Below are 23,560 nucleotides of genomic sequence, written 5' to 3'. Positions count from 1 at the left end.
GCATTGCGTGGCGACGATGTCATGGCAACAGCGGCGCTAAGCCTGTTCTGCGGTTGGCTGGGCTCATTCGTCGGCGACCTGGCCATGCTTTACCAGGCCACGGGAGGCATTTACCTGGCTGGCGGCTTTCTGTCTCACATCGTCGCATTCATGCGCGCCAGTTCTTTTGTCGAACGCTTTCTCGACAAGGGCGTGATGCGTCCGTTTCTTGAACGGGTCCCGGTCTATGTAGTGGACCATGGCCAGCTTGGGGTGATCGGCGCCGCCAGTTGGTTTATCGACCGCCAGAGGCGGTCTGCTGGAGAACCTGAGCTTTTATAGGTTCTCTGAAGAAGGCGGCCTCGTCGGAGCGCGGGCCATGTTCAAGGGGGTAAACAATCACCTGTTTGGAGAGTGTAGTCATGCAGCATGCACACGAAGCTCACATCGCGGTTTGGCATCGTTACCGTATTCAGGTTTTCGCCGTGGCCTTGCTCTGGCTATCGGCGGCAAGCGCCTCCGCGGTGGCCGCCGATACCAACCTGGCACTCAACCGGCTGGCCACCGGATCGGCACCCTGCGCCAGCACCGAAACCCCAGAGCGCGCCGTCAACGGCACGGTGAACCTGGGCAACTACGACAAGTTTTGCAGCGCGGTCGCATCGCCGTGGTTGCAGGTGGACTTGGGCGCCGCGGTATCGATCGACGGTTTTGTCATCGCCCATGCTGGCGCCGGCGGTGAATCCAGCAGCCTCAATAGCAAAGCCTTCAACATCCAGCTCTCGCAAGACGGCATCAACTGGTCGACGGTCGTCACGGTCAGCAACAATAGCGCCAGCACGAGTACCCACTCGATCGCGGCAACCACCGCGCGCTATGCCCGGCTGAACATCACCGTGCCGACGCAAACCAGCGATAAAGCAGCGCGCATCTACGAATTCCAGGTCAGCGGCAGCGGCACGCAGCCGGGCGGTTCGGTCGCGGTATTCGACCAGATCCCCATGTATGGCATCTATACCAGCAGCGATCCGGTCGGTTATACGCCGCCGACCGGCGTGCTGATGTGGAACCGCGGCACGGAATTCGTGCGCAAGCTCAGCAGCGATGAAAAGACATTGCTCGGCGACGATTTGCGCGTGCGCGTGACCTACCATGCGCAATGCGACAACTACGATCGTATCGGCACCGTGTTCTATATCAGCATGCCGCAAGGCCAGGCGCCGATAGCGACCACGCCACGCATCACGCTGCAGGATTTCATCACGCCGTTCAGCGATTACTGGCAGGGCAGCAAGGCCACTTACGTTTATAACGACGGCAACCTGGCCTCATACGCCGACGCCATGTCTGATCCCGACCGCGATATCTGGGTCGGTATCGGCAGCGGTTCCAATCCGTATGGCGGCGATCCCTGCGATTCGCACAGCAACCTCAGCGCGGATTTCAAGGCGGTGGGTTTCACTTACTCGCTTAGCCTGATCTCGTCGCAAACCGAAACCGCGCTGGATCGAAACATCGATACCATGCTGTCGGGCAGCAACGAAACCAGCAGCCAGATCAGTGCCAGCACGGTGACCCAGAGTGTTACCAACCATAGCGGTGACATCGCCCTGGTGATAGGTGCATACGGCGCATCGGACGGTGGTGAGGAGTACTCCAACACCAGTGTGGACGTGACCGTGAACGGCACTAAGGTAGGCAGCCTCAATACCGCGGTTGACTGCGCTGATCTGGGTCAGTACAGCCCGGACGGCAACCCAGGCATTTTCCAGAACAATACCCAGGGCAACCCACGCAACTGGTGTCCGGGGGGGATTATCGCCACGCATTATTTTCCGGTCAGCAATCTTTCCGCGGAACAGGATGTATCGGTATCGCTGGACATCGGGCGACCGTCGCCCTATACCAGCGACTCTTACTATCGAACCAGTCTCAGCCTGATCGAACACTGATTTCGTGGCGAGACATTTCATCCAGCAGCAAGCGTCATGCCGTGCGCAGCGGAGGTTCTTCGGAGCACTTCGCTGCGCCGGCAGCCTGATCTGCGCAGCAGGGTTGCTGGCCCTGGCGGGCGCGGTCGCTGCCGGCGTGCCCGACGCGCAGCTGATCGAGCAGCAATGGCGGCAGGCCAACAGCCGCTACGACGGCGTGCGGCAGCAGCTGCTGGGGCAGGTCGACACGCTGGCCTGGCACGGGCCGTTCCAGCCGGACTGGCAAGCATTGGCGGCTTACCGCACACCCGATTGGTATCGTGACGCCAAGTTCGGCATTTTCATCCACTGGGGCGTGTACTCGGTGGCGGCGTACAAGGGCGAGTGGTATCCACGCCATATGTACGAGCGCGAGGGCGAGTATGCCAACTACTACCAGCATCAGGTGGCCACCTATGGCGCGATGCCGCAGGTTGGCTACAAGGATTTGATTCCGCGTTTCAAGGCCGAGCATTTCGCGCCGCGCGAGTGGGCACGGCTGTTTCGCGCGGCAGGCGCGCGTTACGTCGTTCCGGTGGCGGAACATCACGACGGATTCGCCATGTACGACTCGCGGCTGAGCGACTGGACCGCGGTTAAGATGGGGCCGCATCGTGACGTCATCGGCGAGCTCGCGCAGGCGGTTCGCGCCGAGGGCATGCGGCTGGGCTTATCGTCGCATCGCGCCGAGCACGACTGGTTCTTCGAATACGGGCGCCGTTTCGACTCCGATGTGAACGACCCGCGCTATGCGGCCTTGTACGGTCCGGCGCATCCGTTGCAAGGCGCCAAGGGCGAAGACGGCAAGGAGCTCGACTGGACCTTGGTCTCCGATGCGTTCCTCGACGATTGGCTGGCTCGCTCGGCCGAAATCGTGCAGGACTACCATCCGGACCTCATGTACTTCGACTGGTGGGTCGGGCAGCCGCGCTTTCGCGGCGCCTTGGCCAAGTTCGCCGCGTTCTACTACAACGATGCCGCCGCGCGCGGCCAGGGCGCCGTGCTGAACTACAAGCTCGATGCCATGCGCGCGGGCAGCGCCACGCTGAACATCGAACGCGGGCAGGCGGCGGACATCCGGGCGCAACCCTGGCAAACCGAAACCTCGATCAGCCAGGCCTCTTGGGGCTATGTCGAGGGTGATACCTACAAGACACCCGACGAGATCGTGCATTTGCTGGCCGACGTGGTCAGTAAAAACGGTAATCTGCTGCTCAACATCGGTCCCAAAGGAGACGGCAGCATGCCGCTGCCGGCGCAGGACATCCTGCAGGCTATCGGCCGCTGGCTGCACGCCAACGGCGAGGCGATCTACGGCACCCGGCCATGGCGGCAATTCGGCGAAGGGCCGACCCAGGTGGCGGCCGGCACCATGCAGGACAGCAAGACCGCGCCGTACACCGCGCAGGATTTTCGCTTTACCAGCGCGGCAGGGCGGCTGTATGCGATCGAGCTGGGCTGGCCGCTAGATCGGCAGGCGTTGATCCATGCCATCGGCGCCGATGTGCGAGTGCGTCGAGTGACTTTGTTGAGCACGGGCGCGGCCATCGACTTTCATCAGCAGGCGGACGGCCTGCATCTCAAGCTACCGAAACAACCGGCGGGGCTACATGCCTACGCCTACCGCATCGAGCTGCAATGAATCGCGCCCATCCGTCGCCGCCGTATCGTATCGGCTCGAACCAAGCACTTTCTCTTCTATCTCGGGAAGCAACGCCGTGACTCGCATGACTCCTCTTCGTTATTGGTTGGGCGTGGCATTGTTTGCGGCCGCCACCAGCGCATTCGCGGCTGCTGAGGCAGACGCGCCCGCCGTGAAAGTGCCAAGCCCGCAGCAGAACGACCTGGCCTGGCAGCAGGCCAGCGCAAAATTCGAGCCGCAGCGTCAGGCCTTGCTGCAAAAAGTGGCCAAGGGCGATGCGGCCGGTCCGTTCCGCGCCGACTGGGCATCGTTGCAGGCGTACCGTTCGCCCAGCTGGTACGACGACGCCAAATTCGGCATTTTCATCCACTGGGGCGTGTACTCGGTGCCGGCCTTCGGCAGCGAGTGGTACTCGCGCGATATGTATGTGCAAGGCAGCAAGGAGTTTGCCCATCACGTCGCCACCTACGGTGCGCAAAGCCAGTTCGGCTACAAAGACTTCATTCCCAGATTCAAGGCCGAGCATTTCGATCCGGCGGCCTGGGCGGCGTTGTTTCGCGAAGCCGGTGCGCGTTATGTGGTGCCGGTCGCCGAGCACCACGACGGTTTTGCCATGTACGACTCCAAGCTTTCGGATTGGACGGCGGTAAAGATGGGGCCCAAACGCGACGTCATCGGCCAGCTGTCCAAGGCGATTCGCGCGCAGGGCATGCACTTTGGTTTGTCTTCGCATCGTGCGGAACACGACTGGTTCATGGGTAACGGCCGCGAGTTCGCGTCGGATGTAAGCGATCCGCGCTATGCCGAGTTTTACGGGCCGGCGCAACAACGCATGAGCGGGCCGGACAGCGACAATCTTGCGTCCGACTTTACCTATGTTTCGCAGGCGTGGCTGGACGACTGGCTGGCGCGAACGACCGAGTTGATCGATGACTACCATCCGGACCTGATCTACTTCGATTGGTGGATCGGTCATCCGACGTTCCGCAATTCGCTGCCGAAGATGCTCGCCTACTACTACAACCAAAGCGCTGCGCTTAGCCAGAACGCCGCGCGCGGCGGCGTGGTGGTCAACTACAAATTCGGCGAGTTCGCCGATGGCGCCGGTGTGCTGGACGTCGAGCGCGGCCAGCTGTCCGGCATCCATCCCACCCACTGGCAGACCGACACCTCGATCAGCGAGGCCTCCTGGGGTTATATCGAGCACGACACCTACAAGTCGCCGCAGACCCTGATCCATCTGCTGGTGGATGTGGTCAGCAAGAATGGCAATCTGTTGCTCAACATCGGCCCGCGTGCCGACGGGGTTATCCCGCAGGGCGCGCAGGACGTGCTGCGGCAGATCGGCGGATGGCTGAAGGTGAATGCTGAAGCCATCTACGGCAGCAAGCCATGGCGGGTATTCGGCGAAGGCCCTACCGAGACGGTCGGCGGCACCTTCCAGGACACCAAGACCAAACCCTATACCGCGGCGGATTTCCGCTTCACCACTGGCAACGGCAAGCTGTACGCGATCGAGCTGGGTTGGCCGACCGACGGCAAGGCGGTTATTCATGCGATCAAGCCTGCCGATGGCGTGCGCTCGGTGCAGCAGGTTGCCGATGGCAAGCCGGTCAGCTGGCAACAAAAGGATGACGGCCTGCACCTGACGCTGCCGGCCAAGCCGGTGGGCGAGTACGCCTATGTGTTGCGCATCGAGCTTGCCTCGTCGCCGGAGGCTGCCCGATGAAACGTCTGCTGGCCTGCTTGTTGCTGCTGCCGGCGCTGGCGTTTGCCAAAGCGCCAAGCGCGATGTTCTACATGATGGAGTCGCAGAAATCGATCGACTCGTTTGTCGCCCATGTCGACAAGATCGGCGTGCTGGTTCCCACCTGGTACAGCGTGGACGAGAACGGCCTGGTCTCCGGACAGCCAAACCCTTATGTGCTGAAGATCGCCAAAGAACATCGTGTGCCGGTGATGCCGATCCTGTCGGCCAATGGCGATCGCCCGAAGTTCCACCAGCTGCTCGGCAACGAGACCGCCAAGAAGGCGATGATCGCCTCGTTGATCGAGCAGGCGACGCTGCAAGGGTTTACTGGATTCCAGTTCGATTTCGAAAACATCGCCTGGACCGATCGCGATGCACTGACCTTGCTGACCAGGCAAACCGCCGACGCGTTGCACAAGCATGGCTTCAAGCTCTCGATGGCGGTGGTGCCGAACGCACCGGGCTACGCCGGGGCCGGTGCGTTCTCTAAGTGGATGTGGGAGTACTGGCGTGGCGCTTACGACTTGAAGGCGCTGGCGCAATCGCTGGATCTGGTTTGCCTGATGACTTACGACCAGCACACGCGCTGGACCACGCCCGGGCCGGTGGCCGGGATGCCATGGACCATGAGGCATTTGCAGTACGCGCTGAAGGTCGTGCCCAAGGACAAGCTCTCGCTGGGTATTCCGCTCTACGGTTATCACTGGTTCGCCGGCAGCCCGGTCAAGGATGACGGCAAGGAGTCATCGAATATTTCGGCGAGCTACATCGATGCGGATGAATCGCTACCGTTGGCGAAGCAGTACGGCGCCACCCTGCAATGGGACCCGGTCGAGCATGAGTCCTGGTTTTACTTCTATCGCGACGACATGCGCGAATGGGTGTTCCTGCCCGATGCCCACGCCTTTCGCGACCGCTATGACGTTGTCAAACAATACGACTTGCAGGGTTTTTGCTCGTGGGTACTCGGTGCCGAAGACCCCAAGGTCTGGGATGAGCTGCCGGAGCTGCAGCGATGATTGCGTTTTTGCGAGGACGGTTTTTACCAAGATGCGCACGGCTGGGCGCGATCACGCTGATGTGGGCGACATGCGCTCACGCCGAATTGTCGCTGCTGCCTTACCCGCAGCATCTGCAACAGCACGAAGGAAGCTTTGTGTTGAACAAGCAGGTGGTGCTCGATGCGCCTGCCGATGCGCGTGGCAGGGAAATCGCCGGCTTCCTGCGCGACGCTATCCGGGTGCAAGCGGGGGTGAGCTTGCCCGAGCACGCCAAAGCCGGCGACGGCACACGCATTGAATTGCGCATCGATCCTGCCGTGCGCGGGGACGAGGCCTATCGGCTCACGGTGACGCCGCAACGCATTACCCTCAGCGCCTCCAGCGATAAGGGCCTGTTCTGGGGCGTGCAGACACTGCGCCAGCTGATGCCGCGGCAGCCGTCCAGCCAGAGCGTTGCATCGATCCCGGCGCTGCAGATCGACGATGCGCCGGCATTTGTCTATCGCGGACATATGCTCGATGTGGGGCGGCATTTTTATCCGCTGGCCTTCGTCAAAAAGCAGATCGACCTGATGAGCTATTACAAGCTCAACACGTTTCGCTGGCATCTCACCGAAGACCAGGGCTGGCGCATCGAGATCAAGAAATACCCCAACCTGACCAAGTTTGGCGCATGGCGCACCGAACCCGATGGCAGTCGCCATGGCGGTTACTACACCCAGGATCAGATTCGCGAGCTGGTCGAATACGCACGCCAGCGCAACGTGATGGTGATCCCAGAGATCGAGATGCCAGGGCATAGCTCGGCGGCGGTCGCCGCGTATCCGCAGCTGTCCTGCTCGAAGAAACCGATCGATGTGCCTAACGGCTGGGGCGTGTTCAAACATGTTTACTGCGTCGGCGACGAAGCGGCGTTCACCTTCGTGCAGGATGTGCTCGACGAAGTGATCCCTTTGTTTCCTGCGCCTTATATGCACATCGGCGGCGATGAAGTGCCGGCCGGCGCCTGGGCCGATTGCAGCTCTTGCGCACCGTTGATGCAAAAGCTTGGTATCAAGGACGAGGCAGGCCTGCAGAGCTACTTCGTCAAACGCATCCAGACCTATCTTGCCGGCAAGGGCAAGACCATGATCGGCTGGGATGAGATTCTCGAAGGTGGCGTGGATCGCTCCGCCGTTATTGAAATCTGGCGTGGCGAGGCCGAAGGCCGCAAGGCGTTGGCCAACGGCAACCGCATCGTCAATGCCGGCCCGTATTACCTGGACTCACCGCTGTCGGAGCTGACGCTTGAAGCTATTTACCGCGTCAACCCGCTTGGCGATCCTCAATATGCGGCGCAGCGCGAACGGGTACTCGGGGCCGAGGCGCCACTATGGAGCGAGCATGCCGACCCATTGAATGCCGAGGCCATGCTTTATCCGCGACTGTTGGCTTTTGCCGAGCGACTGTGGCGCGGCGGCGCGGTGAATGCAGCCGCTTTCGCCGACTTCCGGCAGCGCCTGCAAGCGCAGTATGCGCAACTGGATGCATGGCAGGTCGGCTACGGTCCGGAAGATCGCAACCTGGTCGAGTACAGCATGTCGAGCAATGACCGGCATGACGGCTGGCAGCTGCATGCGAAACGCGGCTTCGACGATTTACAAAACCACTACACCACCGACGGCAGCGAGCCCAGCGCGGCTTCGCCCTACTTTACCGAGGTGCTGGATGTCGCTGCGCCGGGCACGATCCGGGTAACGCCTTTCCGGCAGGGACGGCCTTACCAACATCCGCGCACGTTCAAGCTGAGCTCCAATCTTGCGCTCGGCGGCAGCGTCAGTTTCGACCCTTCGCCCAGCCCGCGCTATAGCAAGAACAGCGCGACCGCGCTGATCGACGGCGTGCTCGGCAGCGACGAGTTCAAGGACGGCGCGTGGCTGGGCTGGGAGGAAACCGACCCGCGCATCACGGTCGATCTGCATCGCCCGACCGCCGTGCGTGAGATCAGCATCGGGCTGTTGCAACGCGCCGAGTCGTGGGTGCTGTTGCCGGCGCAGGTGAGCTTTTCGGTCTCCGACGACCAGGTTCACTGGACGCCGTTGCAAACGGTAACCCCGACACCGGTCGGGCTCGATAAGCAGGCGCATCTTCAACGCGTGGCGTTTTCCGCCGTGCAACCGCTCAGCACCCGCTTTATCCGGATAGAGGTGCAGCGGCATTCCAAGCTGGACGGGCGTAACACCTGGACGTTTGCGGACGAGATTCTGGTCCGCTGATGTTCGGCTCGGTGGCGCCCAGTCACGCATACCAACAGCTGTCGATTTATTAGATGTCTTGAGTGCCTGGGGAGGCCAATATCATGGGGAGCACGGGGATGCATCAAGCTACATATCGACGTCGGGCGATCGTCAACGCCTTGGCGATGGCTTTGTTTTCGCCGCTTGGCGTTTATGCGCAATCGGCGGCCGCGCCGCCGGACAACACTCATAACCAGCAGGACTCGTCGGCGCAGACAACATCCGCTGCGCAAGCCGCTTCAGGCAAGAAAGCCGCCAACCTGGAAAAAGTCGTGGTGACCGGCTCGCGTATCGCGCGTGCGGAAGTCGAGGGGCCTACGCCGGTCACCGTGATCACCGGCGATGACATCAAAAAACAGGGCTTCACCACGGTTTACGAGTTGATGAACACGCTGACCCAAACCGGCGTAACCGAAACACCGGCGAGCTGGGGCAGCACCTCGACCAATGCGCGCCAGGTCGATCTGCGCAATATGGGTTCCGGGCGCAGCCTGCTGCTGATCGACGGCCACCGCGTGGTCGACTACCCGCAGCCGGCCAAGGGCAAGACCAACTTTCAGAACTACAACAATATTCCCACCGGGATGATCGACCGCATCGAAATCCTCGCCTCCGGCGCCTCGTCGATTTACGGCTCCGATGCCATTGCCGGCGTCGTCAACGTGATCCTGAAGAAAAACTATTCCGGCGACGACATCAAGGTGCAGGTCGGCACGGCTACACGCGGTGGGCGCAATTTCGGCGACTTCAATTTTGTCGGCGGCAAATCCGGCGATCACTGGCAACTGGTCTACAACCTGGAGCGCAGCCATCGCACGCCGTTGTGGGGCCGCGACCGGCCCTATACCGATTCCGACGGCGATGCCGGTTACGGCGCCTGGGATCAGAATGCGCGCCTGTTCGGCTACCGCAAGAACGTCGGCCTGTCATTGAACGACATCAACGGCAATTATCTGACGCCGCCGGCAGGGGCGTGTAGCAAGGCGGGCTTTGGCGGCAGCTTCAGTCAGTATCATCAGAAGACGGTGGCCACCAACGGCAACGCGATTGATCCGAGCCAGATCCAGGACAACGGTTCTTACTGCGCGCAGAACGCGATCTTCAACAATTGGACGCTGACCCCCGGCCGTGACGACCGCGACGCTTACGTGGCCGGCTCCTACGATTTCGGCAATGGCCTGCAAGCCTACGGTTCGGTAGGATTCTGGGATACCACCGGCACCTCCAATACACAGCTGCCCTTCCTGTATCCGTACGGCGCCGGCGGCGTGCCCAGCGCGTTCTACGATCAGACCACCGGCCAGGTTATCAGCGGCTATTACCGACAGCTGACCGCGGGTGAAATGGGCGGCTACGGCAATACCCATGACAAAGAACAGAACTGGGATATTCACACCGGCCTGCGCGGCACGGTATGGGACGGTCGTTTCAACTGGGATCTAAACCTCGGTCACTCGAAATACATCGTGCGCGAAACCTATACCGGCTTGAACGAGCTGGGCATGTTCAATTTCTTTTTCGGCCCGCAGCAGGGCACCACGAACGTGGGCGGCACCAGCTATCCGGTGTACGCCATGAACACGAACCGGTTCTGGAACCCGATTACGCCGCAGCAGTACCAATCGTTTGGGGTGGTTGGCCAGAACAACGCGGTGTCCTGGATGGACCAGGCCTCGTTGAATGTCACCGGCGATTTGTTCAACACCTGGGCCGGGCCGGTCGGTTTCGCCGGCGTGATGGAAGCCAATCACGAAGGCTATCGGCTCAGCCCGGATGCTCGCGGTAACGATGCCAGCTTCAGCGATCCGTTCCAGGACTCCAACGCCGGCGGCGGTACGCGCATGCGTTATTCGCTGGGCACCGAGTTCAGGATACCGCTGTCGTCGACGCTGACTGCGACCTTGTCTGGCCGTCTGGACAAATACAACGATGCCAGCAGCGCGAATGTCGCACGCACCTGGGGCGGCACGATTGAATGGCGTCCGCTCAATGGCTTGCTGTTGCGCGGTAGCTACGGCACCAATTTCCACGCACCGGACATGCAGTACATCTATAAGCAGCCGTCGCAACAAACGGTCGGCATCTACTCCGATTACTACCAGTGCATCAGCGGCAACCAGTCCACTTGCAACGCCGTGCAGCACCCGTCTTCCTACACCTTGCATGCCACCGGCGGGCGCAACCTGCTGCCGGAAACCGGTCACTCCTGGACTTACGGCTTCGTGTGGGATCTGCCATGGGTCGAAGGGCTGTCGGTATCTGCCGACTACTGGCATATGGGTATCGACAATGCGATCGACAATATCGACCAGGATGCGGTGCTGAAGGATGAAGCGGGTTGCCGCACCGGCCTGGTCGTGGGGGGCGCGCCGTATCTGGATCACCCCTTGGGTTCGGACTACTGCCGCCTGGTTACCAGCGATGTGAAGCGCAACGCCAGCGGTACGGTGACCGACGTCTATATCCAGCCGGTTAACCAGAACAAGCTGTATGTGAGCGGCATCGACACCTCGGTGTCTTATCACTTCAAGACGCAAAACTGGGGCGCATTCAATGTTGCCATTGAGGCGACCAACAACCGTTTGTACCAGCTGCAGAAACTGGCTACCGATCCGCTCACCAATACGCGCCATGATCGCGTGATCAGCAAGCTGCGCGGCACCGTCAACTGGAGGCAAGGGCCGTGGGACGTGACCCTATACGGTGACCGCGCGGGCGAGGTGAGATCGCCGCATTACGGCGGCTGTGAAGTATTGCCCAACGGCATCACCCCGGCCCTGGGCGACCCGCAGTGCGTGGTCTACACCGGCCACAATCCGCCGTGGATCACTTACAGCACGACCATCGGCTACCGCTTCAACGACACGCTGAAGCTGGGCCTGGTGGTTTCCAATATCTTCAACAAGGTCGGCAGCATTCCCTATTACGCCGGCGGCTTTGAATTCATCTCGACCTTGCAGGGGGCCAACTACACCGGCCGCGAAATCTCCATGCGGTTTGAGTACAAGATCGATTGAGTGTCTGTGGCCCGGGGGATGGCTAAAACCAAGGCTTCGTCCATGGTTGCGGGGTTGTTGCCGCTGAAATGGATGGGCCATTCTCTGGGCCGCTCGCCCTGGTTAAGTTCTTGCGAATTTTTCCTATAGAGCAACGAAAGATATTTCGATACAACTGTTCCTAGGCCAGAGGGGTCTGGTCCAGGGGGAAAAACGCATGCCAGTCGGTTCGGGCCTTTCGGTTCGAAGGGGAGCTTTTTGCCTGGATTTTGTGCAGCCGAAGCGACGTGCCCAGCGCTGAAGACCTCAGCACTGATACACGGGGTGAGCGCTATTTCCGCCTGAATATTTATTTGGGGAGAGTTTTTCAATGCATACATCTACAACAGCGACTGCCCTGAGGCAGTGGCGACAGACGGCGCTTGCCCTGGCTTTGGGGTTTGGCCTGGCAAGCACCGCGGTGATGGCGCAGTCCAATGTCACCGGCAGCATTTTCGGCCAGGTCGCCAGCCAGCCCGGCGCCACGACGGTGGTCATTCAAAGCGTGGATACAGGGTTTACGCGTTCGGTACCGGTGGATGGCTCGGGGCGTTATCGCTTCACCACGCTGCAGCCGGGCCGCTACAAGGTCAGCCTGCAAAGCGACGGCAAGGAAATCAGTTCGCGCGACAACGTCGAGGTGACGATTGCCAGCGGTACCGAGGTGTCTTTCGCCTCTGCTACGGCGGCCCATGCGAAGAATCTCGAAGGTGTCTCGGTGGTGGCTTCGGCGCTGCCTTCGATCGACGTGTCATCGGTGGATACGCGCACCGTACTGACCTCGGAGCAGCTCAACAAATTGCCGATCGGGCGTGGCGTCGGCGCGGCCGCGTTGCTGGCGCCGGGGGTGGTGGAAAACACCAGTTACAGCACCAATGGTTTTGGCAATATCCCCAGTTTCGGCGGTGCGGCCTCGTCGGAGAACGCGTACTACATCAACGGTTTTGCGGTGACCAATCCGCTGACTTCGTTGGGCGCCAGCACGCTGCCGTTCAATGCGATCGATCAGGAGCAGGTGCTTACCGGTGGTTACGGTGCTGAGTTCGGTCGCTCGACCGGTGGCGTCATCAATATCGTCACCAAGCGCGGCAGCAATCAATGGAAGGGCGGTGTCTACGCGATTTGGCGGCCTGAGGCATTGCGCGCCAATCCGCGCAGCAACTACTTTCCGAAGACCGGTTTTTATTCGCAGACTACCGCCGACGGCAAGGCGCCGACCGATGGCACGCTGTATCTCTATCGCAATAAAAACCAATACACCTACACGACCTATGGCGCCTATGTCAGTGGCCCGTTGATCAAGGACCGGTTGTTCTTTTACCTGGAAGGCGAACTCAATAAACAGGACGGTACCAGCGTCAGTTCGTTCTCCAATTCGTCGTCTTCCGTGGGCAAGATCGGCTGGAACGACTACAGCTACAAGATTCCGCGCTGGACGGCCAAAGTCGATTGGAACATCACCGATAATCATATTCTTGAATTCACCGGTGTCTCCGATAAGGTCCAGTACGACGCATCGAGCTACAACTTCAACTACAGCGATTTCTCGCACGGTAATACGCAGAACGGCGGTAGCTACACCAAGAACGGCGGCGATCTGTATATCGCCAAATACACCGGATACCTCACCGACAACCTGACCGTGTCGGCGCTTTATGGCACGCAGAAGCTTGAGCATATCCAGACCCCTTGGGGCTACGATCCGAAATGCCCCTACATCAGCTCGAATGCGCAAAGCCAGGCGCCGGGCCTGAGCTACGGCGGTTGCCAGAGTTCCACCAGCAGCTCGCTGCTGTTGCCGGGTTCGAAAGACAAAACCCACGGCTGGCGCCTCGACGTCGAATACCGCTTGGGCGATCACGATATTCGCCTGGGCCTGGACGATCAGACGGCTGAATCGCTGACCGGCTCGCAGTATCCGGGCGATTACGCCTGGGTCTACGGCTGGCAGAAGAATGCCACGGTCGGCATCGATGCCAGCCATGGCGTCGGCTCGCCGGCATCGGCGGGTGGCCTGGGTAGCAAGGGGTATTTCGTTTCGCGTGCTTACCTCACCCAGCGCGCCCAGGTGAAAACCGAACAGTCGGCGCAGTTCATCGAAGACCGCTGGCAGGTCACTGATCGCTGGCTGCTTTCGCTGGGCCTGCGCAATGAGCAATTCACCAATTACAACGGTGCCGGCAAGCCGTATGCGCGCCAGCGCAATCAGCTGGCGCCGCGCATCGGCGTGGCCTGGGATGTCTATGGCGACGCGTCGCTGAAATTGTTTGCCAATGCCGGCCGTTATCACCTGGCCATGCCGAACAACGTCGCGGTGCGCGGCGCATCGGGCTCGCTCAACACCAGCGAGTACTTCACCTACACCGGTGTCGATCCGAAGACCGGCGCACCGACCGGGCTCAAGCCGGTCGCGGTCGATCAGAGCAAGGGCTACACCTGCAACGGCAGCAACGCCATTTCCAGCAACCTGGAATGCGGTACCGCACCGGACCCGCGCACCGTGGCGGCGCAAGGGCTGAAGTCGCATTTCCAGGACGAGTACATCGCCGGTATGGAGCAGCGGATCAACGCCAACTTCAACTGGGGTGCCAAGCTGACCTATCGCAATCTGCGCAGCGCCATCGACGACACCTGCACCCAGGCGCTGGGCGGCCGCTGCTTTCTGTTCAACCCGGGCGTGGCCAATACGTTCCTGGAAGAGCAGGCCGATGGCAGTTTTAAATCGGTGACCTATAGCAATGCGCAGCTCGGCATGCCGCGGCTGAAGCGCAAGTACTACGCGCTGGATCTTTTCATGGAGCATCCGTTCGGTGACCGCTGGTATGGCCGCGTGGATTACACGTTCTCGCGCAATTACGGCAATACGGAAGGCCAGCTGGCCTCGGATCTCGACACCGGTGCCGGTGGTCAGGCCGACGTTTCTACCACTCAGGATTGGGACTTGCCGCAGTTGATGGTGGGCTCCAACGGCTTGCTGCCGAATCACCGCAAACACCAGATCAAGGCATTCGGCTATTTCCAGATGACCGACGATTGGCGCTTCGGTGCCAGCCTGTTGCTTGCCTCGGGCCGGCCGAAGAATTGCACCAGTCATTACCCGACCGCCGATAAAGGTTTGTACAGCGGTTCGACGTATTGGTTCTGCGGCTTGTCCGGTTCGGGCACCACACCCGGCACGGCAGGTTATGCGGCACCCGCGGCGGACTATGCCTTCTCGCCACGCGGTTCGCATGGCAGCGCGCCATGGAGTTACCAGCTCAATCTCAACGTGGCCTACACCCCGGGCTGGATGGATCGCAAGCTGACCTTCCAGATGGACATCATCAATGTGCTGAACCGCCAGGTCGCCACGGCCTACAACTATCGCTACGAGACGGCTAGCCGCAACACGCCAAACCCGCTTTATCTGCGCGAATTGAATTACACCGATCCGCGTTATGTGCGGCTTACTGCACGTTACGACTTCTAAGAACTTGCTGAACTATCGACCACGCCAACAACAGCCGACGTCCGTTGCCTTGAGGCACTGAGGCGTCGGATCTCCCCCTTAGCCGCTGCCCTGTCAGCGGCTATTTTTTTGCCCATAAAGCCCTGCCAGGGGGTATGGCCGTGCGCGCTGGGCAGGCATGACTTTCGGCAGGGTTGGACGCGAAAAGTTACGAATCCGTTGAAAAGCGCATTTTTTTACGTTATACAAACGCCTGCTTCGGGGGGCTGGGCTGCGACAAGAGGGAGTGATTCGTCGCCACAGGGTGCGCTGAATAAGTGGCCCAGTACCTATAAACATCCTCCTAAAGCCAAGGCAGGTTGTTGGTCATATCCGCATTTTAGAGCCGTTTTGCGGCCCATGCGGCCAAAACAAGTTGATTGGGAGTCAATAAGTGAGTCATTCCACTGCTTTTATGAAGCGGTCATGGGGGCGTTCGTCCCTAGCCATGGCCGTGGTCTTCGCACTTGCCGGTACCAGCGCCATCGCGCAGTCCAATATCACCGGCTCGATCTTCGGCCAGATTGCCGGCCAGACCGGCAACAACGTGGTCATCAAGAACCTCGAGACCGGCCTGACCCGCAACGCGCCGGTCGATAACACCGGCCGTTATCGTTTCTCTTCACTGCCACCGGGCCGCTATCAGGTCTCGCTGCAAAACAATGGCGCTGAAGTGGGTGTGCGCGACAACGTCACGGTAAGCATTGCCGGCGGTACCGAGGTATCGTTCGGCGCACCGGCGGCTACCGCGACCAAGACCCTGGAAGGCGTTTCGGTGGTGGCCTCGGCGCTGCCGAGCATTGACGTTTCATCGGTCGATACGCGCACCGTATTTACCTCGGAGCAGTTGGGCAAGCTGCCGATTGCCCGCGATGTGGCTGCCGCAGCCTTGCTGGCGCCCAGCGTGGTCGCCAACTCCAGCTACAGCGCCGCACCCAGCTTCGGTGGCTCGGCTTCATCGGAAAATGCTTATTTCATCAACGGCTATGCGGTGACCAATCCGCTGACCTCGATCGGTTTCACCCGTCTGCCGTTCGATGCGATCGATCAGCAGCAAGTGCTGACCGGCGGCTACGGTGCGGAGTTCGGCCGCTCCACCGGTGGCGTCATCAATATCGTCACCAAGCGCGGCAGTAATGAGTTGAAGGGTGGCATCTACACCATCTGGGAACCCCAGGCACTGCGTGCCAACCCACGTAATAACTATTTCCCGAACACCGGCTTTTACTCGCAGACGACCGCTGACGGCAAGGCGCCGACCGATGGCACGCTGTACCAGTACCGCAACAAGAACCAGTCGTGGAAGTCCACGGTGGGTGCTTATGTCAGCGGTGCGCTGATCAAAGATCGCTTGTTCTTCTACCTCGATGCCGAAATGAATAAAGAGGAAGGCAGCGACGTCAAGTCGTTCTCCAACTCGGCACCGTCGGCAGGGCGTTTTGGCTGGAACCAGTTCAGCAACAAGATCCCGCGCTGGACCGGCAAGATCGACTGGAACATCACCGATAACCATATCCTGGAATTCACCGGTGTTTCCGATAAAACGGAATACCAGTCCGATCGCTACAACTACAACTACAGCAACCTCAGCCACGGCAGTAACAAGACCGGCGGTGTCTATACCAAGGACGGCGGCGATCTCTACATCGGCAAGTACACCGGTTATCTCACTGATGACCTGACGGTGTCGGCGTTGTACGGCACGCAGACGATCGAGCATGTGCAGACCGCCGCGGGTTACGACCCGAGCTGCCCGTATATTTCTTCCACCACGCAGACGCAGGTGCCGGGCCTGGCCTATAACAGCTGCCAGACCTCGATCACTTCGGCCATTCAGCAGCCGGACTCGAAGGACAAGACCAGCGGCTGGCGTTTAGATGTGGAATACCGCATCGGCTCACACGACCTGCGCTTCGGCTACGACCGGCAGAACGCCAAGTCATATACCGGTAAAAAGTACGCGGGCGATTACGCCTGGATCTACGGCTGGCAGAAAAACGCAGGTGCACCGATCGACGCCGGCCTCGGGGTGATCGGTTCGCCGGCGGCAGCCGGCGGTTATGGCACCCAGGGTTACTACGTCAACAAGGCGTACAACACGCAAAGCGCCGGGGTAAAAACCGAGCAGGCCGCGCAGTTCATCGAAGATCGCTGGCAGATCAACGATCAATGGATGCTCTCTCTGGGTTTGCGCAATGAGCAGTTCACCAACTACAACAAGAATGGCGATGCCTATATCAAGCAGCGCCATCAGTTGGCGCCGCGCCTGGGTGTGGCCTGGGATGTGTTCGGCGACGCCAGCCTGAAAGTGTTCGCCAATGCCGGCCGCTATCACCTGGCCATTCCGAACAACGCCGCCGTGCGCAGCGTGTCGGGTTCGTTGATCACCAATCAGTACTTCACCTACACCGGTGTCGATCCGATCAGTGGCGTGCCGACCGGACTTAAGCCGATTGCGGTGAGCCCAACCAGCAAATACCTGTGCGCCAATGGCGGCGTGTCGAGCAATCTGGAATGCATTACCAGGACGAATACATCCTGGGTATGGAGCAGCAGATCTCCAGCAACTACAACTGGGGTGCCAAGCTGACCTATCGCAAGCTGGTCAGTGCGATCGACGATACCTGCACACCGGTACTCGGTGGCCGCTGCCTGACCTTTAATCCGGGGCAGGGCAATACGTTTGAATTCCTGCAGCCGGACGGTAGCCTGAAGACGGTTTACTTCAGCAAGGAACAGCTGGGTCTGCCTGATTTGAAGCGCAAATATTACGCGCTGGATCTGTTCCTCGAGCATCCGTTTGCCGATCGTTGGTATGGCCGAATCGGTTACACCTACTCACGCAACTACGGCAATACGGAAGGCCAGCTGGCCTCCGACCTGGATACCGGTACCGGCGGCCAGACCGATGTGTCGCGTACGCAAGACTGGGATCTGCCGCAGTTGATGGTCGGCTCCAACGGTTTGCTGCCGAACAACCGCACGCATCAGATCAAGGCGTTCGGCTACTACCAGCTCACCCCGGAATGGCGGTTCGGCGCCACCGTGATTGCCGCATCGGGCCGGCCGAAAAACTGCACCAGCTATTACCCCACGGCGGATGCGGGCCTGTACAACAGCTCCACCTATTGGTTCTGCGGTCTGGCCGGTTCGGATACCAAGCCGGGTACCCCGGGCTATGCGGCACCTTCGGCGGACTACGGTATTTCCCCGCGCGGTTCGCATGGCAGCACGCCGTGGACTTACCAGCTCAACCTCAACGTGGCCTACACGCCGGGTTGGATGGATAACAAGCTGACCTTGCAGCTCGATGCGATCAACGTGCTGAATCGCCAGACCGCGACGATGTACAACTATCGCTACTCGAGCAACCGCACGACGGTGAATCCGTTGTACGGCCGCGAGCTGAATTACACCGATCCGCGTTACTTCCGCCTCACGGCGCGTTACGACTTCTAAGCTTCGCTACGCTTACTTCATCCGGTGTCCGCAAGGGCGCCGGATGTCGAAACTTAAAAACCCCGCTGACATGTCAGTGGGGTTTTTTATGCTCAAGACATACACCGCGGTACGAGGGGCATCGATTTAATCGACCACAAATAGCTTGGCGCCGATCGCGGTCGACGAGCGGTGCGGCTCGGCGTTATCGGCAACCTGGTAACTCATGCCGGGCGTGAGTATGAAGTTGCGGCCATCCTCAAGCTCGGTATGCAGCTCGCCTTCCAGGCACAACAAAATATGGCCTTTGCTGCACCAGTGATCGGCGAGGTAGCCGGGCGTGTATTCGATCATCCGCACGCGGATGGCGCCAAATTTCTGAGTACGCCAATACGCCGCACCGCTTTCACCAGGGTGTTCGACAGCCTCGATCTGTGACCAGTCGGTGGTGCCGAACCAGATGCCTGACATATGCATAAGCGTTCTCGTGATGAGGGTTGGCTAGCTGTATACGAAGGGCGGCTTTCAGCTGGCCTTCGCTCGGCCTCGCCATGGGCCAAAAAAAACGGGGCGCCTAGGCGCCCCGTTTATCTCGTGCGGTAAGCACATGCTGGCTTACGGCGCGTTTCATCGCTGCATGAATTACTTCAGCTCGGTCTGGCTGCTGATGACCATGCCGGCATCTTCCACGTGTACTTCGGAGCTGACTTCCTTGACGCGCTCGGCTTGTGCGCGCATGGACTCGAACTGCGCCTTGGAGCGTGCCACGGCAGCAGCCTTGGCTTTCTCCGCATCGGCGTCCTGCTTGCTGGCGTCGTCATCGGCGGCTTCGTTGTCGGTGACCGCAGAAGCGGCTGCGTACTGCTCGGCCTTGTCGGCCATGGCCTTGACCCAGGCCTGGTACATCGGGCCATCAAGACGCATGCGCGCCATCCGGCCGGCATCGCCATTGGGCGACTTGAGCATGTCGGTGAGCTTGCCGTCTTCGCCTTGGCCGATGGCCACGGCCAGGGCTTTATCACCCATGGCAAGCCAGGCCGGCTGGCCGCCGAGCGGGGCGGACAATTCGGCTGGCACGGCGACCGGCTTGCCATCGTTGGTGAGCTTCAGCTGCGCCATCGTCGGCGAGACCATCGAACCCATCGCCAGCAACGCGGCCGGGTTGGCGGTGCCGATCATCACGCGGCCGCTGAACTTCGGCATGCTGTTTTCGGCAGCGGGCTCGAATGTGTCGAGGGCGATGCGCAAGCCACTGAGGTCACCAAACGGCGGTATCGCGGCTTTCTGTGCCAGCTCGCCGACCTTGGTAAAGCCCTCGTTGAGGTCGACCATGGTCGGGCAGGTGAACGGCTGAGCGGCAACCGCCGCCGCCTGCGCTTCCCAGAACGTGCGCAGTTGCGCCATCGGAATCGCCAGGCTCATGTCGAACGGCGAGGTGCCCGGTGCGCCCAGACCCGGCAGCTCGATCTTCAGGCCGGCAAAGGCCTTGCTGATGTCCTGCGCCAGCGCGACATCCAGGCGGATGTCCTGGTGCTTGGCATCGAGCTTGGTGTAGCCGAAGCTGACGCCCGGCACGCGGGCGGCAATGCGCGTGGCATCGCTTTCGCAGCTGGGCGGAATCTGCAATTGGTTGGCGACCGGCTCGCCGGTCTTGGCCGATTCGGCTTCGGCGTGGGCCTTATGCAGGGCGCTGAAGAACGGATCTTTGCCGCTGGCGGCCAGGGGCAGTGCGCGGGTCAAGTCGATCTGGCCCACGGCCCAGGGCTGGTAGCCCTTGTCCTTGGCCAGCTTGTCGAGACGGCCATCGTCCTGAATATTCTTGGCCGGACGATCCAGGCCAAGAGCCTGGCGCAGCAGCGGCTGCGGTGCATCGGCAGCGAGCAGCGCGGCCACGGCCTGCTTGCCGACGATGGCGATAATCACCTGCGTGCCCGACTGCGTCGACGCATGCTTGCGGTAGTTTTGGCCGTCTATCGTGGCGGTGTCGAACTTCTTGCCGTAGGCGGTTTCGAGGCGGCCGATGAAGGCGTCGAACGCTTTGTCGTCGGTCAGCTCGAAGCGCACCACCGGGGCCAGGCCCAAGCCGTAAATCGCCGAACGACCCTTGATATTGAGGCCGGTGTTCTGGGCGAAGGTTTCGATGGTTTTGCCATCAAGCTCGGCGACAAAGGCGCGCAGCAAGCGGGCGTTGTCGGCGTCCTTGGCGGCCATGTTATCGGCGGCGGCTTTCAGCTGAGCCACTTGGGCGGGCAGCTGCGCATCGGCCTGGGCGAGCATGGCGGAGCGGGTGTTGTCATCCAGAACGTCGAGGTTGGCGACCACGTACGGCGTATCTGCCGGTACGAAAGCCAACGGGGCGTCCTTGTCTTTGTGTCCGCAGGCTGCCAGCAGTACGCCGGCGATGCCCAGAGCGAGGTATCGCGTCGTCAATCGCATCTCTTTATTCCCTGTATGAAGATGATGTAGCGCCGGGTATTATGCCCGTTTTTACGCTTGCGGCACTGAATAGGAGTGTGCTTGGGGCCGCATTCGGCGCTTAGCCCTGGGCCAGCGCCGTCGCGGCATGAATGCCGCTTTGCAGAATGCGCTCCGATAAGCCCTTATCGTCTACCGCGCGAGCCATTTGGAGGGTGCCCATCAAGGTGGCGAATATCGCCATCGAGCGCTCGCGCCGCTGGGCGGCCGATAAAGTGGCTGGCAGCCGTTCTTCGATCAGCTTGAACAAGGCCTGCAGGCGCGCGGTAAATGCGGCGCGAGTGGTTGCCGAGTGCCGCGCCAGCTCAGGCGCCAGCGCGGCGGCGGCACAGCCTTTTTCAGGATGATCCCGATGCCTGGGGTGCAGATAGGCGCGGGCCAGCGCCGTGACATCGTCGCCGTAGCGTTTGGCCAGCTGGATCAATTCATCCAGCGATTGCGTCATGCCTTCTTCGATGCTGGCCGACAGCAGCGCCTCCTTCGATTCGAAATGGCTGTAAAAGCCGCCATGGGTCAGGCCGGCTTCGGCCATCAGCGCGGCGACGCCAACCCCTTCGGCGCCGTCTTGGCGAAACCGGCGCGACGCCGCCTGCACGATCTTTTCACGAGTGCTTTCTTTATGGCCTTTGGCGTAACGCATGGCGTGATCGGTCCGATATGGAATGGCTGGATCTTAGTCTTTTGCATGATGATGATCATCTAATATGATGATCGTCATTTAATGGCCCGGCATCGGCCTGGGCACCATCACAGCGAGGCTTCAGCATGCACGTAGATGATCCGGTCGTTATTGCAGCGGCAGTGCGCACGCCGCTGGGACGTTTTGGGGGTGAGTTGGCATCGCTGTCGGCGCCCGCCTTGGGTGCCAGCGTGTTGCGCGCCGCACTGGCCCGCGCCGGGTTGGCGCCAGTGCGAGTGGATGAATTGCTGCTCGGTTGCGTGCTGAGCGCGGGGCAGGGCCAGGCACCGGCGCGTCAGGCGCAGCGCGCGGCGGGTATCCCCGATGCGGTCGGTGCCACCACGGTGAATAAGGTCTGCAGCTCCGGCTTGAAAGCGGTGATGCTGGCGCACGACGCTCTTATCGCCGGTTCGGTGCAGCAGGTATTGGCTGGCGGCATGGAGAGCATGTCGCGCGCGCCTTATTTACTGGCGGGTGCGCGCGAGGGTTATCGCAGCGGCCACCAACGCGTTCTCGATCACATGCTCCTGGACGGTTTGGAGGATGCCTACGAGGGCGGTCGCGCCATGGGCGATTTCGGTGAAGCCACGGCGACCGCTTATGGATTCGATCGCGACGCCCAGGATGCCTACGCGATGGAAACCCTGCGCCGTGCACGCGCGGCCCAGGAGAGCGGTGCTTTTGCGGCGGAAATCGAACCGTTGGAAATCGCGGTCAAAGGCGGCTCGCTGACGGTTGCCACGGACGAACATCCGCGCAAAGTGAGTCCAGAAAAAGTACCTGCGTTGCGCCCGGCGTTTCGCCCCGATGGCAGCATTACCGCAGCCAGTGCTTCGGCCAATGCCGATGGCGCGGCGGCCCTGTTACTCACCCGCCGTTCGATAGCCGAGCGCGAGGGCTTGCCGATGCTGGCAAAGATCCGTGGCGTGGCGACGCATAGTCAGGATCCGGCCTGGTTCACCACGGCGCCGGCGCCGGCGATTCGCAAGCTGCTGGACAAGGTGGGCTGGGGCGTGGCTGAGGTCGATCTGTTTGAGATCAATGAGGCTTTTGCGGTGGTGGCGATGGCGGCGATGCGAGATCTGCAGATTGGCCATGAGCGCTTGAATATTCATGGTGGGGCTTGTGCATTGGGGCATCCGATTGGCGCGACCGGGGCGCGCATTCTGGTGACGTTGTTGCATGCGTTGGAGCGGTACGATTTACGGCGTGGGGTGGCGGCGTTGTGTAATGGGGGAGGGGAGGCTACGGCGGTGGCGATTGAGCGGGTTTAAGGTTTTTGCTGCGCTTTTTCGTTTGCGGAAATTTGGGCGTTCGCGGTTTTGGAGTGGTGTGGTGATGGGGGCGCCTGCCGCGGGCTTTCGCCCTCCTGCCGGAGGGCGAGTCACTTTCTCTTGCGTGGCCACGCATCCGCAGGAGCGGGTGCGAACAGCGAAGCTGGCCCGAAGGGCGGAGGGCATGGATGCCCGGAGTAAGAGAAAGTAACCAACGGAGAAGGCCATCCCCGCTTGTCGCCCTTCGGGTGCGTGAGGGTTGGCTGGGCTGCTCTTAGACGATACGGCCGACAGGGCTCCTGCCTTGGCGAAAAGGCATCGACATCCGTGTCGATGCCCCTGTGGGCCTGATCGTCCAACCCTCACCGACGCACAGGGGCCCCGGAGGTCAAAAGCGAGAGCAAGAGGAGAGCAACGGCAGCATCAAGAGCGGCGTGCGGTGTTCGCGTTGATTTTCTGACTTGCTGCTTTTGCCCCTCCCCCTACTTGTAGGGGGAGGCTGGGAGGGGGTTGGGGCTAGTGGCAAGGCTGACCCCTCCCCAACCCTCCCCTAC

14 protein-coding genes are annotated in these 23,560 nt (G+C 60.9%); 11 read left to right on the top strand and 3 right to left on the bottom strand.

Annotation, left to right across the window (positions count from 1 at the left end; translation table 11 throughout):
* From OUZ52_RS16110 to OUZ52_RS16065, 10 genes are all read left to right on the top strand, one after another.
* Window positions 1-321, top strand: a 321-nt coding sequence (locus OUZ52_RS16110) for a glucokinase (RefSeq protein WP_266159558.1), incomplete at its 5' end; no start/stop codon positions are given.
* An 80-nt stretch (window positions 322-401) separates the two neighbouring features.
* Window positions 402-1,931, top strand: a complete 1,530-nt coding sequence (locus OUZ52_RS16105; RefSeq protein WP_266159557.1) for a galactose-binding domain-containing protein — start codon at window positions 402-404, stop codon at window positions 1,929-1,931.
* Between the two features lie 4 nt (window positions 1,932-1,935).
* Window positions 1,936-3,591 carry an alpha-L-fucosidase gene (locus OUZ52_RS16100; RefSeq protein ID WP_425493864.1) on the top strand — a complete coding sequence of 552 codons (1,656 nt, stop codon included), beginning with the start codon at window positions 1,936-1,938 and terminating at the stop codon, window positions 3,589-3,591.
* Window positions 3,592-3,676: 85 nt separating this feature from the next.
* Window positions 3,677-5,320, top strand: coding sequence for an alpha-L-fucosidase (locus OUZ52_RS16095; RefSeq protein WP_266159556.1), 1,644 nt, complete (start codon window positions 3,677-3,679; stop codon window positions 5,318-5,320).
* Window positions 5,317-6,360 carry a glycosyl hydrolase family 18 protein gene (locus OUZ52_RS16090; RefSeq protein WP_266159555.1) on the top strand — a complete coding sequence of 348 codons (1,044 nt, stop codon included), beginning with the start codon at window positions 5,317-5,319 and terminating at the stop codon, window positions 6,358-6,360. Before OUZ52_RS16095 ends, OUZ52_RS16090 begins: the two co-directional genes overlap by 4 nt.
* Window positions 6,361-6,419: 59 nt before the next feature.
* The gene (locus OUZ52_RS16085; protein WP_266159554.1) at window positions 6,420-8,597 is read left to right on the top strand and encodes a glycoside hydrolase family 20 protein; all 2,178 of its coding nucleotides are present in this window, start codon (window positions 6,420-6,422) and stop codon (window positions 8,595-8,597) included.
* Between the two features lie 98 nt (window positions 8,598-8,695).
* Window positions 8,696-11,635 (top strand): TonB-dependent receptor plug domain-containing protein, encoded by a 2,940-nt coding sequence (locus OUZ52_RS16080; RefSeq protein WP_266159553.1) that lies wholly within the window; start codon window positions 8,696-8,698, stop codon window positions 11,633-11,635.
* Between the two features lie 349 nt (window positions 11,636-11,984).
* Entirely contained in the window at window positions 11,985-15,122 is a 3,138-nt protein-coding gene (locus OUZ52_RS16075) for a TonB-dependent receptor (RefSeq protein WP_266159550.1), read from the top strand.
* Between the two features lie 412 nt (window positions 15,123-15,534).
* On the top strand, window positions 15,535-17,730 hold the full coding sequence (locus OUZ52_RS16070; protein WP_266159549.1) for a TonB-dependent receptor: 2,196 nt from the start codon (window positions 15,535-15,537) through the stop codon (window positions 17,728-17,730).
* Window positions 17,655-18,599, top strand: a complete 945-nt coding sequence (locus OUZ52_RS16065; RefSeq protein WP_266159548.1) for a hypothetical protein — start codon at window positions 17,655-17,657, stop codon at window positions 18,597-18,599. The genes OUZ52_RS16070 and OUZ52_RS16065 overlap by 76 nt, the downstream gene beginning before the upstream one ends.
* A gap of 126 nt (window positions 18,600-18,725) precedes the next feature.
* Here the strand turns inward: OUZ52_RS16065 and OUZ52_RS16060 are convergent, their stop codons facing one another.
* From OUZ52_RS16060 to OUZ52_RS16050, 3 genes are all read right to left on the bottom strand, one after another.
* Entirely contained in the window at window positions 18,726-19,055 is a 330-nt protein-coding gene (locus OUZ52_RS16060; protein ID WP_266159547.1) for a DHCW motif cupin fold protein, read from the bottom strand.
* A gap of 165 nt (window positions 19,056-19,220) precedes the next feature.
* Complete coding sequence (locus OUZ52_RS16055) at window positions 19,221-21,014, bottom strand: hypothetical protein (protein WP_266159546.1); 1,794 nt, start codon at window positions 21,012-21,014, stop codon at window positions 19,221-19,223.
* A gap of 100 nt (window positions 21,015-21,114) precedes the next feature.
* A complete protein-coding gene (locus OUZ52_RS16050; RefSeq protein ID WP_266159545.1) occupies window positions 21,115-21,693 on the bottom strand; it encodes a TetR/AcrR family transcriptional regulator in 579 nt (192 codons plus the stop codon).
* A gap of 125 nt (window positions 21,694-21,818) precedes the next feature.
* Here OUZ52_RS16050 and OUZ52_RS16045 point away from each other — a divergent pair, with 125 nt between their 5' ends.
* Entirely contained in the window at window positions 21,819-23,006 is a 1,188-nt protein-coding gene (locus OUZ52_RS16045) for an acetyl-CoA C-acyltransferase (RefSeq protein ID WP_266159544.1), read from the top strand.
* Window positions 23,007-23,560: the final 554 nt, after the last annotated feature.

Source organism: Dyella silvatica (genome assembly GCF_026283955.1).
Classification (GTDB): domain Bacteria; phylum Pseudomonadota; class Gammaproteobacteria; order Xanthomonadales; family Rhodanobacteraceae; genus Dyella_C; species Dyella_C silvatica.
This window is presented reverse-complemented; position numbering and strand designations above follow the sequence as displayed.

Coding starts and splice junctions, on each gene's coding strand:
- OUZ52_RS16085 (WP_266159554.1), top strand. CDS start 6,420: ATGTGGGCGACATGCGCTCACGCCGAATTGTCGCTGCTGCCTTACCCG.
- OUZ52_RS16080 (WP_266159553.1), top strand. CDS start 8,696: ATGCATCAAGCTACATATCGACGTCGGGCGATCGTCAACGCCTTGGCG.
- OUZ52_RS16060 (WP_266159547.1), bottom strand. CDS start 19,055: ATGCATATGTCAGGCATCTGGTTCGGCACCACCGACTGGTCACAGATC.
- OUZ52_RS16095 (WP_266159556.1), top strand. CDS start 3,677: ATGACTCCTCTTCGTTATTGGTTGGGCGTGGCATTGTTTGCGGCCGCC.
- OUZ52_RS16045 (WP_266159544.1), top strand. CDS start 21,819: ATGCACGTAGATGATCCGGTCGTTATTGCAGCGGCAGTGCGCACGCCG.
- OUZ52_RS16050 (WP_266159545.1), bottom strand. CDS start 21,693: ATGCGTTACGCCAAAGGCCATAAAGAAAGCACTCGTGAAAAGATCGTG.
- OUZ52_RS16055 (WP_266159546.1), bottom strand. CDS start 21,014: ATGCGATTGACGACGCGATACCTCGCTCTGGGCATCGCCGGCGTACTG.
- OUZ52_RS16075 (WP_266159550.1), top strand. CDS start 11,985: ATGCATACATCTACAACAGCGACTGCCCTGAGGCAGTGGCGACAGACG.
- OUZ52_RS16090 (WP_266159555.1), top strand. CDS start 5,317: ATGAAACGTCTGCTGGCCTGCTTGTTGCTGCTGCCGGCGCTGGCGTTT.
- OUZ52_RS16105 (WP_266159557.1), top strand. CDS start 402: ATGCAGCATGCACACGAAGCTCACATCGCGGTTTGGCATCGTTACCGT.
- OUZ52_RS16065 (WP_266159548.1), top strand. CDS start 17,655: ATGCATTACCAGGACGAATACATCCTGGGTATGGAGCAGCAGATCTCC.